The sequence below is a fragment of the Acinetobacter sp. NIPH 1852 genome (genome assembly GCF_022549455.1).
GTDB lineage: Bacteria > Pseudomonadota > Gammaproteobacteria > Pseudomonadales > Moraxellaceae > Acinetobacter.
Window position 1 is genome coordinate 335,321 of the sequence record NZ_JAKZGG010000001.1, and the last position, 17,339, is coordinate 352,659.

12 protein-coding genes are annotated in these 17,339 nt (G+C 40.4%); 9 read left to right on the forward strand and 3 right to left on the reverse strand.

The genetic code is table 11. The features are described 5' to 3' along the window. The first annotated feature begins 564 nt into the window (after positions 1–564). From MMO38_RS01655 to sucD, 5 genes are all read left to right on the forward strand, one after another. The gene (locus tag MMO38_RS01655; RefSeq protein WP_241322248.1) at positions 565–3,405 is read left to right on the forward strand and encodes a 2-oxoglutarate dehydrogenase E1 component; all 2,841 of its coding nucleotides are present in this window, start codon (positions 565–567) and stop codon (positions 3,403–3,405) included. Then, positions 3,405–4,598: a 2-oxoglutarate dehydrogenase complex dihydrolipoyllysine-residue succinyltransferase gene (odhB, locus tag MMO38_RS01660; protein WP_004669195.1), complete on the forward strand. Its 1,194-nt coding sequence runs from the start codon at positions 3,405–3,407 to the stop codon at positions 4,596–4,598. Before MMO38_RS01655 ends, odhB begins: the two co-directional genes overlap by 1 nt. A gap of 96 nt (positions 4,599–4,694) precedes the next feature. Further along, entirely contained in the window at positions 4,695–6,128 is a 1,434-nt protein-coding gene (lpdA, locus tag MMO38_RS01665) for a dihydrolipoyl dehydrogenase (protein ID WP_121928580.1), read from the forward strand. A gap of 136 nt (positions 6,129–6,264) precedes the next feature. Beyond that, complete coding sequence (gene sucC / locus MMO38_RS01670) at positions 6,265–7,431, forward strand: ADP-forming succinate--CoA ligase subunit beta (protein WP_003655470.1); 1,167 nt, start codon at positions 6,265–6,267, stop codon at positions 7,429–7,431. A 12-nt stretch (positions 7,432–7,443) separates the two neighbouring features. Next, entirely contained in the window at positions 7,444–8,334 is an 891-nt protein-coding gene (gene sucD / locus MMO38_RS01675; RefSeq protein ID WP_004669189.1) for a succinate--CoA ligase subunit alpha, read from the forward strand. 72 nt (positions 8,335–8,406) lie between these two features. Here the strand turns inward: sucD and MMO38_RS01680 are convergent, their stop codons facing one another. The 3 genes from MMO38_RS01680 to trpS form a co-directional block, all read right to left on the reverse strand. Then, positions 8,407–10,116 (reverse strand): flotillin domain-containing protein, encoded by a 1,710-nt coding sequence (locus MMO38_RS01680; RefSeq protein WP_241322250.1) that lies wholly within the window; start codon positions 10,114–10,116, stop codon positions 8,407–8,409. Positions 10,117–10,148: 32 nt separating this feature from the next. Next, positions 10,149–10,793 (reverse strand): YqiJ family protein, encoded by a 645-nt coding sequence (locus MMO38_RS01685; RefSeq protein ID WP_241322252.1) that lies wholly within the window; start codon positions 10,791–10,793, stop codon positions 10,149–10,151. Between the two features lie 416 nt (positions 10,794–11,209). Further along, a complete protein-coding gene (trpS, locus tag MMO38_RS01690) occupies positions 11,210–12,223 on the reverse strand; it encodes a tryptophan--tRNA ligase (protein WP_005195577.1) in 1,014 nt (337 codons plus the stop codon). A 163-nt stretch (positions 12,224–12,386) separates the two neighbouring features. Here trpS and MMO38_RS01695 point away from each other — a divergent pair, with 163 nt between their 5' ends. The 4 genes from MMO38_RS01695 to MMO38_RS16690 form a co-directional block, all read left to right on the forward strand. Beyond that, entirely contained in the window at positions 12,387–13,310 is a 924-nt protein-coding gene (locus MMO38_RS01695; protein ID WP_241322254.1) for a DUF808 domain-containing protein, read from the forward strand. A gap of 37 nt (positions 13,311–13,347) precedes the next feature. Further along, a complete protein-coding gene (locus MMO38_RS01700; protein ID WP_241322255.1) occupies positions 13,348–14,241 on the forward strand; it encodes a neutral zinc metallopeptidase in 894 nt (297 codons plus the stop codon). Between the two features lie 131 nt (positions 14,242–14,372). Beyond that, positions 14,373–15,872 (forward strand): sodium:proton antiporter, encoded by a 1,500-nt coding sequence (locus MMO38_RS01705; RefSeq protein WP_241322257.1) that lies wholly within the window; start codon positions 14,373–14,375, stop codon positions 15,870–15,872. 374 nt (positions 15,873–16,246) lie between these two features. Next, positions 16,247–17,339: BapA prefix-like domain-containing protein (locus MMO38_RS16690; RefSeq protein ID WP_347005726.1), on the forward strand; the 1,093-nt coding region annotated here is incomplete at its 3' end.

Consider the following 17,339-nt stretch of genomic DNA (forward strand, 5'->3'; position numbering starts at 1 on the left):
ATGTGGCTTATTTTTAAACACTGTGCGTGATGTTTGTGCAAGAATTGTAGCGTTTGTTAAACTTTGGTCGATAAAAGCGCAACTTTTATAAAAAGGGCGGTATATTAGAGCATAATTTGATGTATGTATTTCGCTGCTTTATGGATGGTATGTGTCAAAAAAATCAATCCCCGCTTGATAACATGTTAGCATTTCTGCCACAGCTAAAAGCAAAAAATAAGTTTATTCTTAGAGGTGTCTTCGGCTGATATCTCAAGCTTTTATTTTGGCTTTTTTTACTGGGGAAGTCATTTTAGAAAAGTTAAAGCTTGATTTAATTTTTCTAAAATGATTTGCAAAAAATTGCTCGATTTCATCGAGTATAAGAATGAGTTATGTGCTTTGAATTGAAAGTGCATAGCTCATTTATTACATCAAAGGAAATATTCCGGATGTGTAGTAATGATGTCTCAAGGTCGTAAGATCTTGGGCTGTAGTGTCTTGTTACCAATTTGACATTATGAATCATGGGTGCGCTTAAAAGGCAACCCGTAATATTTTTTGCAATAGGAAATGGGTCCAAAAATGCAAGAAGTTGCTGACGCGCTGCGTCTTGACACTGAACTTTCTGCTGATAGTGCAGCGTATATTGAAGATCTTTACGAGCTGTACCTATCATCTCCAACCTTAGTCTCTGAGGATTGGCGTGAATATTTTGATAAATATCCTAAAGGTGATCAGCCACACGGTAATGTGCGTGAACAGTTCCTTTTATTAGGACGTAATGCCAATCGTGTGCAACCTATGGTACAAAGTACTGTTAGTACAGAGCACGAGCGTCGTCAAATTGGTGTTTTACAACTCATCGCTGCGTACCGTAACCGTGGTCATCAAAAAGCTAAACTTGATCCATTAGGTCTTGCGAAACGCGAAGAAGTTCCTGACCTTGATTTATCTGAACATAATTTAACTAAATCTGATCTAGATACTGTATTTAATACAGGCAATCTTGCAATTGGAAAAGCAGAAGCAACATTGTCAGAAATGATTGAGGCAATGGAAGCAACTTACTGTGGTTCAATTGGTGCAGAGTATATGCATATTGTTGACACCAAAGAAAAACGTTGGATTCAACAACGTTTGGAAAGTGTTCGCGGTAAATTCCAGTTAAATGCAGAGCAGAAAAAAGCTGTACTTGAGCGCTTAACGGCAGCTGAAGGCTTGGAAAAATACCTTGGCAACAAATTCGTTGGCGCAAAGCGTTTTGGTGTGGAAGGCGGTGAGTCTTTTATTCCAATGGTCAACGAGCTGATTCAACGTGCAGGTGCAGTTGGTTGTAAAGAAGTTGTGATTGGTATGCCACACCGTGGTCGTCTCAACTTGCTTGTCAATATTATGGGTAAAAACCCAGCTGACCTTTTTGGTGAGTTTGAAGGTAAAAGCATTCATAAGAAAGGCTCTGGTGATGTGAAGTATCATCAAGGTTTCTCATCAAATGTGATGACCCCAGGTGGCGAAGTTCACCTAGCTTTAGCATTTAACCCATCCCATTTAGAAATCGTTGGTCCAGTGGTTGAAGGATCTGTACGTGCACGTCAAGTTCGTCGTAAAGATATCGGCGGTGATGACGTACTTCCATTGATTGTTCACGGTGATGCTGCATTTGCAGGTCAAGGTGTGAACATGGAAACCTTCCAAATGTCACAAACGCGTGGCTATACAGTTGGTGGTACGGTTCATATCGTGGTCAATAACCAAGTCGGTTTTACCACTTCAGATCCACGTGACACACGTTCTACAGAATACTGTACCGATGTAGCAAAAATGATTCAGGCGCCTATTTTCCATGTCAATGGTGATGATCCTGAAGCTGTTATCTTTGCGACGCAAATTGCACATGATTTCCGTCATGAATTCCGTAAAGACGTGATTTTGGACTTGTTCTGCTACCGTCGTCGTGGTCATAACGAAGCGGATGAGCCATCTGGTACTCAACCATTGATGTATCAAGTCATTAATAAAAAAGCGACAACACGTACTTTATACGCAGACCAATTGGTACAAGAGAAAGTGCTTGATCGTTCGACTGCTGATCAAATGGTAGAGGATTATCGCGCTGATTTAGAGGCTGGTAATCACGTTGCCAATGCATTAGTACGTGAACCAAATAAACACATGTTTGTCGATTGGACGCCGTATCTAGGTCACGAATATACAGATGTTTGGGATACAACTTTTAATATCGATCGTTTGAAAGAACTTGGTAAAAAGATGAATACATTACCAGAAGGTTTTGTGTTGCAACGCCAAGTGCAAAAAGTGATTGATGACCGTGTGAAAATGCAAGCCGGCGAAATGCCACTCAACTGGGGTGCTGCTGAAACTTTAGCTTATGCAACACTTTTGGATGACGGTTTCCTTGTGCGTATTACGGGTGAAGACGTAGGTCGTGGAACGTTCTCTCATCGTCATGCAAAATTACATAACCAAGTTGATGGTTCTGTATATATTCCTCTTTGTCACATTAAAGAAAATCAGCCTCGTACAGCGGTATATGATTCTTTATTGTCTGAAGAAGCTGTACTTGCATTTGAATATGGTTATTCAACCACTTTGCCAAAGAGTTTGATCGTTTGGGAAGCACAATTTGGTGATTTCGTTAACTGTGCACAAGTGGTGATTGACCAATTTATCGCTTCTGGTGAGACCAAATGGGAACGTGTATGTGGTCTGACGATGTTGTTACCTCATGGTTATGAAGGTCAAGGCCCTGAGCATTCATCTGCACGTTTAGAGCGTTTCTTACAGCTATGTGCTGAAGAAAATATGCAGGTGATGACACCAACGACTCCAGCGCAAATCTTCCATGCGTTACGTCGTCAAGCGGTTCGTCCTATTCGTAAGCCTTTGATCGTGATGTCACCGAAATCTTTATTACGTCACAAACTTGCGACTTCAACTTTAGATGAATTAGCAAATGGTGCATTCCAAACTGTGATCGATGAAGTGGATCAAATCAACAAAGCTGAAGTGACTCGCTTAGTGCTTTGTGGTGGTAAGGTTTATTACGATTTACTCGAAAAACGTCGTGAGCTTGGTTTAAACAATACTGCGATCGTTCGTCTTGAACAATTGTATCCTTACCCAGAGCAGCGCTTAGCTGAAGTCATGGCTACATATCCAAACATTGAAGATCTTGTTTGGGCACAAGAAGAACCGAAGAACCAAGGCGCTTGGTTGTTCATCGTTCCTCGTTTATATGAAGACATGCTTAAATCTGGTAAACAAATTCGTATTAGCTATGCTGGTCGTGAAGCATCTGCCGCACCTGCCTGTGGCTCACCGTACTTGCATGCAAAACAACAAGCTCAGCTCGTCAATGACGCACTTGCAATTGAAGCTGAACAATCAGGAGATTCTCAATAATGGCAACCGAAATTAAAGCACCGGTATTCCCAGAGTCAGTTGCTGACGGTACGATCGCAACTTGGCACAAGAAAGTAGGTGAACCTGTATCACGTGATGAAGTGATCTGTGACATTGAAACCGATAAAGTTGTTTTAGAAGTGGTTGCTCCAGCTGACGGTAGTTTGGTTGCAATCATCAAAGACGAAGGTGAAACAGTACTTTCTGACGAAGTGATTGCACAGTTTGAAGCTGGTGCTGTTTCTGCGGCTGCTCCTGAAGCTGCTGCACCAGCGGCTGAAGCTCCTGCTGCATCTGCGCCAGCGGCTGCATCTACTCAAGCAGTTGATCAAAACCAAGCGCCTGCGGTTCGTAAAGCATTATCTGAAACAGGTATCAATGCTGCTGATGTACAAGGTACAGGCCGTGGTGGTCGCATCACTAAAGAAGATGTTGCTGGTCATCAAGCTAAACCTGCTGCATCAGTTCAACCATTAAGCGTTGCTGTAGGCGAGCGTATCGAAAAACGTGTTCCAATGACGCGTTTACGTAAGCGTGTTGCTGAGCGTTTATTGGCTGCGACACAACAAACTGCAATGTTAACGACATTCAACGAAGTTAACATGAAGCCAATCATGGAAATGCGTAAGCAATATAAAGATGCTTTCGAGAAGCGTCATGGTGCTCGTTTAGGCTTTATGTCTTTCTTTGTTAAAGCGGCGACTGAAGCACTAAAACGCTACCCAGCGGTGAATGGTTCTATTGATGGCGATGATATCGTTTATCACGGTTTCTATGACATCGGTGTTGCTGTATCGAGTGAACGTGGCTTAGTTGTTCCTGTACTTCGTGATACTGACCGTATGAACTATGCAGAAGTTGAAAACGGTATCCGTGACTACGCTTATAAAGCACGTGACGGTAAATTAGGTATCGAAGACATGACTGGTGGTACGTTCACGATCACCAATGGTGGTACTTTCGGTTCATTGCTTTCAACGCCGATTTTGAATACGCCGCAAACAGCTATTTTGGGTATGCATAAGATCCAAGAGCGTCCAATGGCGGTAAATGGTCAAGTTGAAATCTTACCAATGATGTATTTAGCACTTTCTTATGACCACCGTTTAATCGATGGTAAAGAAGCTGTAGGTTTCTTGGTAACAATCAAAGAGTTGTTAGAAGAGCCAGCTAAACTCATTCTCGATCTTTAATACATTAATTATAAATCTCCTCTAACCCCTCTTTACTAAAGAGGGGGAGTCTCCCTTTGAAAAAGGGGGATTTAGGGGGATTAATCGGAGATAAAAATGTCTCAACAGTTTGATCTTGTTGTTATTGGCGGTGGACCTGGTGGTTATGAAGCAGCGATCCGTGCTGCACAACTGGGTTTTAAAGTTGCTTGTATCGAAAAACGTATTCACAACGGTAAGCCATCTCTAGGTGGTACGTGTTTAAACGTGGGTTGTATCCCTTCTAAAGCATTACTCGATTCTTCTCACCGTTATGAAGCAACGATTCATGAACTTGCTGAACACGGTATTAGCACAGGCGAAGTTAAATTTGATTTAGATACTTTGCTTGCTCGTAAAGACAAAGTTGTAGAACAATTGACAGGTGGTGTTGCTCAATTACTGAAAGGTAATGGTATCGAGTGGTTACAAGGTACGGGTAAATTACTTGCTGGTAAAAAAGTAGAATTTACGCCTTTCGAGGGTGATGTACAGGTTTTAGAGCCTAAGTACGTGATTCTTGCGACGGGTTCTGTCCCAGTAAATATTCCTGTAGCACCTGTTGATGAAGACTTAATCGTTGACTCGACTGGCGCATTAAAATTCCCAGAAGTTCCAAAGCGTCTGGGTGTGATTGGTGCAGGTGTGATCGGTTTAGAACTTGGTTCTGTATGGCGTCGCTTGGGTGCAGAAGTTGTTGTATTTGAAGCAATGGATACTTTCTTGCCGATGGCGGACAAAGCATTAGCGAAGGAATATCAAAAAATCTTGAAAAAACAAGATTTAGATATTCGTATCGGTGCAAAAGTATCTGGCACAGAAATTAACGGTCGCGAAGTAACCGTTAAGTATAACCAAGCTGGCGAAGACAAAGAGCAAGTGTTTGACAAGCTCATCGTTTGTGTAGGCCGTAAAGCGTATGCAGAAGGTCTATTGGCAGAAGACTCTGGTATTAAATTGACTGAACGTGGTTTGGTTGATGTCAATGATCAATGTCTAACATCTGTTGAAGGCGTTTACGCAATTGGTGACTTAGTTCGTGGTCCAATGCTTGCACATAAAGCAATGGAAGAGGGCGTAATGGCTGTTGAGCGTATTCACGGTCATGCTGCTCAAGTGAACTATGACACGATCATCAGTGTTATTTACACGCATCCAGAAGCAGCTTGGGTTGGTCTAACTGAAGAACAAGCTAAAGAAAAAGGTCATGAAGTTAAAGCAGGTCAATTCCCGTTTGCGGTGAATGGTCGTGCATTGGCTGCTGGTGATACTGCTGGTTTTGTTAAATTCGTTGCTGATGCCAAAACAGATCGCCTGTTAGGTATGCACGTTGTTGGTCCAAATGCATCTGATATCGTACATCAAGGTATGATCGCACTTGAATTTGTATCTTCAGTTGAAGATTTACAATTGATGACTTTTGGTCACCCAACATTCTCTGAAGTTGTACATGAAGCAGCGCTTGCTGTTGATGGTCGTGCAATCCACGCGATTCAACGTAAGCGTAAATAAATTAAAAGTGTGGTTCGCCACACTTTTTTTGAATGATGATGATCGCTTTTATAAGGTGATCATTTACTCAATATGTAGCAGTCTAGTTTTAAGTACATCTAGGCTGTATCACACAAACAACATAGTAGGTAACTAAATGAACTTACATGAGTATCAAGCTAAAGCGTTATTGAAAGAATATGGTATGCCAGTACAAGAAGGTATCTTGGCAACCAATGCAGACGAAGCAGTTGCTGCATTTGAACAGCTTGGTGGTAAATTCGCAGTAATGAAAGCGCAAGTTCATGCTGGTGGCCGTGGTAAGGCTGGTGGTGTTAAAGTTGCAAAATCTAAAGAAGATGTTATTGAATTCGCTAACAACATCATTGGTACTCGTTTAGTAACGTATCAAACAGATGCAAATGGTCAACCAGTTAACAGCATTATCGTTGCTGAAGACGTTTACCCAGTTGAGCGTGAGCTTTATTTGGGCGCGGTTGTAGACCGTTCTAGCCGTCGTATTACTTTCATGGCTTCTACCGAAGGTGGTGTAGAAATCGAGAAAGTTGCAGAAGAAACGCCTGAAAAAATTATCAAAGTTGAAGTTGACCCACTTGTTGGCTTACAACCATTCCAAGCGCGTGAAGTTGCGTTTGCTTTAGGTTTGAAAGACAAGCAAATTAGCCAATTTGTAAAAATTATGGCTGCTGCTTACCAAGCATTTGTAGAAAATGATTTTGCATTATTTGAAATTAACCCACTTTCAGTTCGTGAAAATGGCGATATTTTATGTGTTGATGCGAAAGTAGGTATCGATTCTAACGCGCTTTACCGTTTACCTAAAGTTGCTGCTTTACGTGACAAATCTCAAGAGAATGAGCGTGAATTAAAAGCATCTGAATTTGATCTTAACTATGTTGCTTTAGAAGGTAACATCGGTTGTATGGTGAATGGCGCTGGTCTTGCAATGGCTACAATGGACATCATCAAGCTTTATGGTGGTCAGCCTGCAAACTTCCTTGACGTTGGTGGCGGTGCGACTAAAGAGCGCGTAATCGAAGCGTTCAAAATCATCCTTGCGGATACATCTGTACAAGGTGTTTTAATCAACATCTTCGGTGGTATCGTACGTTGTGACATGATTGCTGAAGCAATTATTGCAGCGGTTCAAGAAGTAAATGTAACTGTACCGGTTGTTGTTCGTTTAGAAGGTAACAACGCTGAGTTAGGTGCTAAATTACTTGATGAATCTGGTTTGAAATTAATTTCTGCGAACGGTTTATCTGATGCCGCAGAAAAAGTTGTAGCTGCAGTTAAAGCGTAAGGAGTATCAATCATGAGCGTATTAATTAATAAAGACACTAAAGTATTGGTACAAGGTTTTACTGGTAAAAACGGTACTTTCCACTCTGCACAAGCTTTAGACTACGGTACAAAAGTTGTCGGTGGTGTGACTCCGGGTAAAGGTGGTTCAACTCATCTTGACTTACCTGTATTTAACACAATGAAAGAAGCTGTACGTGAAACACATGCTGATGCAACTGTGATCTATGTACCAGCTCCATTCGTTTTAGACTCAATCATTGAAGCAGTTGATTCTGGCGTTAGCCTGATCGTTGTGATCACTGAAGGTGTTCCAACAATCGACATGCTTAAAGCAAAACGCTACTTAGAAACTAACGGTAACGGTACACGTTTAGTTGGTCCTAACTGCCCGGGCGTGATCACTCCAGGCGAATGTAAGATTGGTATTATGCCAGGTCACATTCATCAACCAGGTCGTATTGGTATCATCTCACGTTCAGGTACATTGACTTATGAAGCGGTTGCTCAAACAACTAAGCTTGGTTTAGGTCAGTCTACTTGTATCGGTATTGGTGGTGACCCAATCCCAGGTATGAACCAGATCGAAGCGCTTCAATTGTTCCAAGACGATCCAGATACTGATGCAATCATCATGATCGGTGAGATCGGTGGTACAGCGGAAGAAGAAGCTGCTGAATTCATCAAATCTAACGTGACTAAGCCTGTAGTAGGTTACATCGCTGGTGTAACTGCACCTAAAGGTAAGCGTATGGGTCACGCTGGCGCAATCATTTCTGGTGGTCAAGGTACTGCTGAAGAGAAATTCGCTGCATTTGAACGTGCGGGAATGGCTTACACTCGTAGCCCAGCTGAGCTTGGTTCAACAATGATGCAAGTATTGAAAGAGAAAGGTTTAGCGTAATACGTTAGATTTTAATCTGAAAAAAACCCCAATATTTTTTATTGGGGTTTTTTATTGGAGTGAATAAATAATTTATTCAGATTTTGGCTTTAAGTTCTGAGTCAAACCATTAATATCACCACCTTGTAAGCCAAGTTCACTCATCAAGCTATCGATCAATGGTGCTTGTGAGCGGTAGCGTAGGGCGCTATTCACGACCTGATCAGATAAAGAAGCTTGGCTATTTTCAACTGCTTCGCCAGATCCGCCGCTTCCACCAGCAAAACCACCTAAACCATTGACCTGTAAAATCTTGATGTCATCAATATTTTCCATTGGTTTAACACTTTCACGGATAATATCTGGTAAATGTTTAAGAAGTGCTAAGCGTACTTGCATTTCTACCTGTTCAGCAGAGAGTACGTTGGCTGCTTCATTGACAGCACGTGTACCTTCAGCATCAACTTGGTATTGTTTTTCTAAGGCTTGAGCAAGCAATATTTTTGCATCCGCTTCACCTTTTGCTTTTAAGCGAACCTTCTCAGCTTCGGCTTCAGCACCAATACGGACTGCCTCAGCTTCATCAGCAGCAGCCTTTTTACCTGCATCAGCAGCCACCGTAATCGCAATCGCATCTTTCTCAGCAGATTGTTTTGCTGCAACCAATTCAACGGCTTTCTGACGCTCTGCGCGTTGTGTTTCACGCACGGTGATTACTTCTTCTTCTGCTTTTACTGCTTCAGCACGTGCTTTATCGGCTTGCGCTTTGGCTTCAGATTCAGCACGAGACTTTTCAGCAATGGCAATGGCGCGATCTTGCTCTGCAAGTTCAATGGTTTTCTTTTGTTCAACTTCTGCTTTTTGAATGAGCTGTGCTTTTTGAATATTTTCATTTTCAACATCACGCGCCGCTGCAATACGCTTCAATTCAACTTCACGCTCAGCAGCAATACGTGCTTCTTCAGCTTCACGTTTTTTGCCAGCTTCTTGAGACGCAATTTCAGCCGATTGTTCAGCTTTTCGAATTGAAATTTCTCGCTCTTGTTGTAGTTTTGCGTATTCTTCTTCACGTGAAATTTCAAGACGTTTACGTTCAGCTTCTAAATCTTTACTGCGAATGGCAAGATCAGTATCTTGTTCGATATCGTTACGTTTTTTACGACGATCCTCAATGGTTTCTGTCAGCTTGGTTAAACCTTCAGCATCGAACGCATTTTGTGGATTAAAGAATTTAAAGCTGGTTTGATCCAAGCCTGTTAATGACACTGTTTCAAGCTCTAAACCATTCTTTGATAAATCTTCTGATACCACTTGCTGAACTTTTTGCACGAAGTCGACGCGTTTTTCATGTAGCTCTTCCATTGCCATTTCTGCGGCAACTGCACGTAAAGAGTCTACAAACTTACCTTCAACTAAATCTTTTAGTTCAGGTGGGGACATGGTCTTTCTACCCAGCGTCTGAGCAGCCGTTGCAATTGATTCAGCCGTTGGTTTAACGCGAACATAAAACTCAGCCATAACATCGACACGCATACGATCACGGGTAATTAAAGCTTGGTCGGCAGCACGTTTCACTTCTAAGCGTAAAGTATTCATATTTACAGGAATGATTTCATGTAAAACTGGTAGTACAATCGCACCACCATTTAAAATCACTTTTTCACCGCCCCAACCTGTACGTACAAAAGAGACTTCTTTACTTGAACGTGTATATAATCGAGCAATTACAACACCAATAAAAATCAGTACAGCAAAAATAATACCCGTAATAATTAGAATTTCAGTCAATGCTGAAGTAAGCATTTAAATACCCTCTATGTAAATAATATAAAAAATTAAGTGGCAATTGCTTGAAAGCCAATTTTGGTTCTTTGCGTTAAAATAACGTCTTGTCCTTGATGAAATATAATATCAAGTTCCGGTTCAACCAAGACATAATGTGTCTGACCAAATTGGTCTTTAACTTTCGCTTGAGCAGGGGAGTTGGGTTTTGCTTCACCCAAAATAATCTGTGCGGTAAGTCCAATCAGTTCATCACTATGAATCGCGGTGGTTTCATCTTTTGGGATAATTTTTGCAACGAAAGCAGCGCTATAGCGCACAATAGGCATACAAAGAAACAGACATGCTGGTGCGATCAACCAAGCTGAAAAATAATGCTCAGTCAAAAGGAAAAAAATATTCTGAATAATTAAGCCAGTTAACCCATAAGCAGTTAGAAAAATGATCAGCCAAATTAATAGTGGGACTTTACCCAGATATAACCACTCTAGAAGTTGAGTAAATACGTTATTTGAATGTTCAATCGAGACATCGGCATTATTGATTTCAGTTAGGCTATCTGGTAGAAATTGTTCAAAGAAACTAGAGCTGCCACCCAGTAATAATAAAATGATTTCAAGAACACCAATAAATAAACAGAGCAATAATGCAATGCTAAAAATAAAATTGGATGGGTGGGTGAGGAGTTCTAAAATCATTCGCATTACTCTTATTTCTTTTTTTGAAAGAATTAATAAATTTTTATAAAAATAAAACAGTTATAAGGATAAATGTAAGTGACTTTAAATTCAACTTAAATTACGCGTTGTTGCAGGCGAAAAAAAACGCAATGATTGGGGTGATCACTGCGTTGAACAACGAATCTGTTTAAAACAGTTTCGGTTGAAAAGGAGAAATGTCATGAGATTAGTGTTTGCTAACCTACTTCGCTATATTATTTAAAAACCTGACCAGATTCATGGGTATTCGTGTTACCTACTGTTAATAGATGTTAATAAGTGACAAAAAGTGTTAGTTTTTGATTTTAAAGAAAAGTTCTTAAATTAGACTTAAATCAAGTGTTTATACAAAAAAAGCCCATTTTGTGGACTTTTTTTGTGAAAAATAAACTAAATTAGAATTTGAATAATCCTAATCCTGCTTTTACTTCATCCAGCGTTTGCTGCGTAATATCTCGGCATTTTTCAGTACCTTGTTTGAGAATATCCATGATGTAATCAGGATCTTTCTCTAGCTCTGCACGACGATCACGGATTGGGGCGATCAGCTCTTGTAAAATACCTTCTAGGCGTTTTTTCACCGCACCATCACCTAAACCACCACGACGATAATGTGCTTTTAACTCTTCTACTTCTGCTTTGTTCGGATCAAAAGCATCGAGGTAAGTGAATACAATGTTACCTTCCACTTGACCTGGATCTTCAATTCGCAAGTGATTTGGATCGGTATACATCGCGTTCACAGCTTTTTTGATGTCTTTATCTGAAGCATTTAACACAATAGTGTTGCCCAAAGACTTCGACATTTTGGCTTTACCATCGAAACCAGGTAAACGCGCCATATTTGATAATAATGCTTTGCATTCAGGCAATAGATCATGACCGATTTGGCGGTTGACACGACGAACAACTTCGTTAGTTTGCTCAATCATTGGTAGTTGGTCTTCACCGACAGGGACAACCGTTGCTTTAAATGCAGTGATATCTGCTGCTTGAGCGATTGGATAACATAAGAAACCCGCTGGAATATCGCGTTCAAAGTTACGAAGCTGAATTTCTGCTTTTACGGTTGGATTTCGCTCTAAACGCGCTACGGTAACGTAGTTGAGATAAATCATCGTGAGTTCATTGAGCGCAGGCAAACAAGACTGTACACAAATGGTGGTTTTACTTGGGTCAATACCGACCGCTAAATAATCTAACGCAACTTGCAGAATGTTATTGCGTACTTTTTCTGGATTATCAGCATTATCCGTGAGTGCTTGGGCATCCGCCAATAAAAGGTGTTGATGATGACTATCTTGTAAACCTACACGTGAACGTAATGAACCGACGAAGTGTCCGAGATGAAGTTGTCCAGTAGGGCGGTCGCCTGTCAAAATGATTGGGCGATTATCAGCATTACTCATGATATGTTCCAAGATTCAGTGATTTGATCAATATAAGATTGGGATTATTGTACGGTAAATAATTTTTTTTCGTCAGCGATTGCTTCAAATTTTTATTAAATTAATGTTGTGAATTTATTGAGTGATTCTACAATAGAAAAATAACTACAAATTAGGAAATAAAATGGCCAGTGGTCTATTGTTATTACTCGATGATATTGCAACGGTATTAGATGATGTGGCGGTCATGAGCAAAATGGCTGCAAAAAAAACAGCAGGTGTATTGGGAGATGATTTAGCGCTCAATGCACAACAAGTGAGTGGTGTCCGTTCGGATCGCGAATTACCCGTTGTTTGGAGTGTTGCAAAAGGGTCGTTTGTAAATAAATTAATTTTAGTCCCATTAGCGCTGTTGATTAGTGTTTTTGCCCCATGGCTAATTAACCCATTATTAATGATTGGTGGCTTATTTCTTTGTTATGAGGGCGTGGAAAAAGTAGTCCACACATTCCACCATAAAAAAGCAAAAACAGCTGAAGAGGCGAATGAAAACCTACAAGAAGTAGAGGTTGATTTAGAGAAGTTTGAGAAAGAAAAAGTAAAGGGCGCAATTCGTACCGACTTTATTTTATCTGCTGAAATTGTGGTGATTTCGTTAGGTACCGTTGCAACAGCAGCATTTATGACTAAAGTGTCAGTATTAAGTGTTATTGCAATTGCCATGACCATTGGGGTCTATGGTTTCGTCGCGATGATTGTAAAAATTGATGATTTAGGTTTGTATTTAACCCAACAAGTTTCTGAATTTAAAAATAAAATAGGACGTGGATTACTCGCTTTTGCCCCTGTCTTAATGAAAACTTTATCTATTGTTGGGACGATTGCGATGTTTTTAGTCGGTGGCGGCATCATCACACATACGATTCCATTGCTACATCATTTGACTGAAGAAACAGTAGATCATTTAGAACTTATTCCTAGTTTCGGCTCAATCATTGGTGCTGTAACACCGACATTGATTAATTTTGGGGTCGGTTTAGTTGCTGGTGTGATTGTATTGATTGTCGTGGGTCTTATTCAAAAAGCATGGTCAAAAGCATCTGCTTAGAAAGAGATCGTCATCATTGTAAGCGTGTGAGGTGTTTATGCGTTGGAAAGGTCGTCGAGTGAGTAGCAATGTTGAAGATCGTCGTGGTGGTGGCGGAGCAAAAGCTGGTGGTATTAGTATTATAGGTTTGGTAATCGCTTTTGTTGCATGGAAATTTTTTGGCGTTGATCCACAGCAGGCTTATCAGGCAACCCAAGCAGTGACAAGTGCTCAATCTACCCAAGATGGGAGTGTGCCTCAAAACTTAACCGCTGATCAAAAAGAAGCAAGCGATTTTGTTGGAACCATTTTGGCTGATACAGAGGATACGTGGACACCTATTTTTCAGCAAATAGGAATGACTTATAAACCACCTAAGTTGGTTTTATTTAGTGGCGTAGTTCGTTCTGGTTGTGGTTCGGCACAAGCGGCTATGGGGCCATTTTACTGTCCTGCTGATCAGAAGGTTTATATTGATACCTCTTTCTTTAAAGATATGCGGCAGCAAATGGGCATTTCGGGAGAGCAAAATCAAACTGAGCTTTCTCGTCAAGATCAAGCGGGTGATTTCGCTCAAGCTTACGTAATTGCTCATGAGGTTGGACATCATATTCAAAATTTATTGGGTATTTCGAGTCAAGTGCAGCAAGCACGTGCTCAAGCGAGTCAAACTCAAGGCAATCAACTTTCAGTTCGTTTGGAGTTGCAAGCAGATTGTTTTGCTGGGATTTGGGCGCACCAAAATCATCAACGCACTCAGTTTCTAGAGCAAGGGGATATTGAAGAAGCGATGGATGCTGCCAAAAAGATTGGTGATGACTATTTACAGCGACGTGCTACAGGGCAGGTCGTACCAGATAGTTTTACTCATGGCAGCAGCGAGCAGCGTATGCATTGGTTTCAGCAAGGTTTGAAATCAGGTGATATTAATCAATGTAATACCTTTGGCTAAGTAGCTGATATTTTTCATTTGTTTCTTATTTGTACAGAGGGTTTCTATTGATTTTTTTAAGTCTAGCGAATGATATTTTTAAAATTTAGATGAAATGTAGTGTTTTGAGTTGAGAACAATAAAGAGGTTATATGGGTAATTATATTCTTTTACAAGCATTAACGGTGATTTTTGCATTATCCATAGCAACGACTATTTTTAATAAACGTATATTGGGTTTCCCACAAGCCATAGGTGTGCCGATCGTTTCTGCAATTTTTGTTTTTATATTGCAGTGGGGGGCAAGTTTATTGAGTGGTAATCAGTTTATTACTATTAATATTCATAATATTGAAGCTGCTGTAAGAAATATCGACTTTTACGATTTTTTAATTAACGGTGTAATTTGTTTTATCTTAACTTCGTCCGCTTTGAAATTTAAGATCTCAGACTTAAGGAATTATTGGAAGCCAATCAGTATTTTAGCCACGATTGCATTGGTACTCTGTGCTGGTTTTTATGCTGGGCTATTATATTTATTTCAATGGCTGATTGGCTATCATGTCCCATTTATTGTTTTATTACTCCTTGGCGCAGCCTTGGGTGCAACTGATCCCATTGGTGTTAAAGGGGTGTTGAGCTCGATTCGTGCACCACATCATCTAATGGTTAAGCTAGAAGGCGAGTCGTTGTTTAATGATGCAATGTGTATTGCCTTATTTATGACGTTGCTCAATGTTATACAGGGGGAACACTTTTCATTAATCGCAACAATTGAAACCTTGTTATATGAAATTATTGTTGCTGTGATCATTGGTTTTGCATTTGGGTTGGGTATCTTGCGTTTATTGCGTGGCAAGCATGAAATGGAATCATTGATTTTAACCACGGCTTTACTTGCAAGCGGTTCGTATCTCGTTGCTTTATTTGCTCATGCCTCGGCGCCAATTGCATGTGTTATTGGTGGTTTGATTGTTGGGAACAAATGGCATGAGATTCGTGAGCAGCGCGAAATACGTGAGGTGAATCACTTTTGGCATACCGTCGAAGGGATCATTAACTCATTCCTTTTTACCTTAATTGGCTTAGAGTTATTTATTTTAGACTTAAATGCAGGTTTGATTATTGGAGGCGTTATTGCTTTCCTTATCTTGCATTTATCTAGATTCGTCGCGAATTTTTCTGCATTTGCTTTGTTTCCTTCGTTTCGTAAAAAGAGTTATAACGGGAGTCTAGCGATTTTATCTTGGGGTGGTGTGAGAGGAGGTATTTCGCTAGCATTGATTCTTGCTGTTGCAAATATCCCTGCACTTAGCGCCTATAGTAGTATTTTAATTGGTTATACTTTTATTAGCGTATTGCTGTCTGGTGTGGTGTGTGGTTTAGGCTTGCCAGCAGTAATGAATGCTTTTTATTATAATCCGAATACGGAAACTAAGGGTTTAAAAGGCTTTTATCAACGCATGTGTAATAAGATGAATCGACGTGGTTTTAAATACATTATTGGTGAGGATTCGGCAGGTAAAGAAATTATTACAATTTATAATCCAGAAGTTTTATTAGATCAAAAGACTGAGGATGGAGTTGCAACCATGCATCATCCAAATAAACGAGAAGAAGTTAGACGTTTGGAGGACCCTGAAAATTTTTAATATTAAATTGCTACGCTAAGTTATTAATATAGCGTATAAAAAATAGATTATTTATATAGGGAGGAGTAGTTTAAATCTGATTTATTTATTTAATAAAAGTTAATACAGTTTTCATATTTATTGATGCTTTAATGTAATTAAAAAATCAAATAAATAAAAAAAAATATTAAAAAATAAAAGCTTGAATTTTCTTGTGAACTCGGGCTTGTCACTCAAAACTATTTTTTTTTGAGGACTGTTTAACATTTTTAAAAATTGGTTTAGAGTAGAAGTGATAACTGTATCGGATGTAAAAATACAAAAATACGTGAAATTTTAGCACTTTAATTGATAAGCAGTTGAAAACAAATACATTATAATTGAGGAACAGGACCATGTCTGAAATACAAATAATTTCCAAGGAAAGTCATAAAACGCTTTCTAATACAATGGATAATACGGCTGTATTATCCCCCTCTCAACCCGCTGTTGTACTTGTCAAAATAAATATTCAGGACGTTGCGCAAGTTAAAAGAGATGGAACGAATGCTGTTGTCTTTTTGAAAAATGGAGAACAGATTGTTATTCAGAATTTCTTTGCGAGTGACAATAATCAAAACCTAGATAATAGTTTGGTCTTTCAAGGAAGTGATGGGAAGTTAATCTGGGCTAAATTCAAAGATTCAGAAAGCGACTCGGATGCTGATTCGGACGCTGATGCTGATGCGGACGCTGATGTCGAGCCGAATATGGAGGCGGCTGTCTATCTGGAGGAAACACCCGTTGCGGTACCCGCTGTAATTCAGACACCAGTTTCAGATGCTGTTTTTCAACCGATCGATTCAATTACACCATTGCTTTACCATGATGGTGGGATAAGCCCATGGTTATGGGGTGTTCCACTCGTTGCGGGTGGAATTATTGCAGCAGCAAGTAGTGGTGGTAGTAAAAACCGTAATAACGAAAGCGATTCAGATGCTGATAGCGACAGCGACTCAGACAGCGACTCAGACAGCGATTCCGATTCTGATAGCGACAGTGACTCAGACAGCGATTCCGATTCTGATAGCGACAGCGACTCAGACAGCGATTCCGATTCTGATAGCGACAGCGACTCAGACAGCGATTCTGATAGTGACAGTGACTCAGACAGCGATTCTGACTCTGATAGCGACAGTGACTCAGACAGCGATTCCGATTCTGATAGCGACAGTGACTCAGACAGCGATTCTGACTCTGATAGCGACAGTGACTCAGACAGCGATTCTGACTCTGATAGCGATAGTGACTCAGACAGTGATTCCGATTCTGATAGCGACAGCGATTCTGATAGCGACAGCGACTCAGACAGCGATTCTGACTCTGATAGCGACAGTGACTCAGACAGCGATTCCGATTCTGATAGCGACAGCGACTCAGACAGCGATTCTGACTCTGATAGCGACAGCGACTCAGACAGCGATTCTGACTCTGATAGCGACAGCGACT

What these genes read in the sequence shown, in the direction of transcription:
- MMO38_RS01655 (WP_241322248.1), top strand. Translation starts at nt 565, where the DNA reads ATGCAAGAAGTTGCTGACGCGCTGCGTCTTGACACTGAACTTTCTGCT.
- odhB (WP_004669195.1), top strand. Translation starts at nt 3,405, where the DNA reads ATGGCAACCGAAATTAAAGCACCGGTATTCCCAGAGTCAGTTGCTGAC.
- lpdA (WP_121928580.1), top strand. Translation starts at nt 4,695, where the DNA reads ATGTCTCAACAGTTTGATCTTGTTGTTATTGGCGGTGGACCTGGTGGT.
- sucC (WP_003655470.1), top strand. Translation starts at nt 6,265, where the DNA reads ATGAACTTACATGAGTATCAAGCTAAAGCGTTATTGAAAGAATATGGT.
- sucD (WP_004669189.1), top strand. Translation starts at nt 7,444, where the DNA reads ATGAGCGTATTAATTAATAAAGACACTAAAGTATTGGTACAAGGTTTT.
- MMO38_RS01680 (WP_241322250.1), bottom strand. Translation starts at nt 10,116, where the DNA reads ATGCTTACTTCAGCATTGACTGAAATTCTAATTATTACGGGTATTATT.
- MMO38_RS01685 (WP_241322252.1), bottom strand. Translation starts at nt 10,793, where the DNA reads ATGATTTTAGAACTCCTCACCCACCCATCCAATTTTATTTTTAGCATT.
- trpS (WP_005195577.1), bottom strand. Translation starts at nt 12,223, where the DNA reads ATGAGTAATGCTGATAATCGCCCAATCATTTTGACAGGCGACCGCCCT.
- MMO38_RS01695 (WP_241322254.1), top strand. Translation starts at nt 12,387, where the DNA reads ATGGCCAGTGGTCTATTGTTATTACTCGATGATATTGCAACGGTATTA.
- MMO38_RS01700 (WP_241322255.1), top strand. Translation starts at nt 13,348, where the DNA reads ATGCGTTGGAAAGGTCGTCGAGTGAGTAGCAATGTTGAAGATCGTCGT.
- MMO38_RS01705 (WP_241322257.1), top strand. Translation starts at nt 14,373, where the DNA reads ATGGGTAATTATATTCTTTTACAAGCATTAACGGTGATTTTTGCATTA.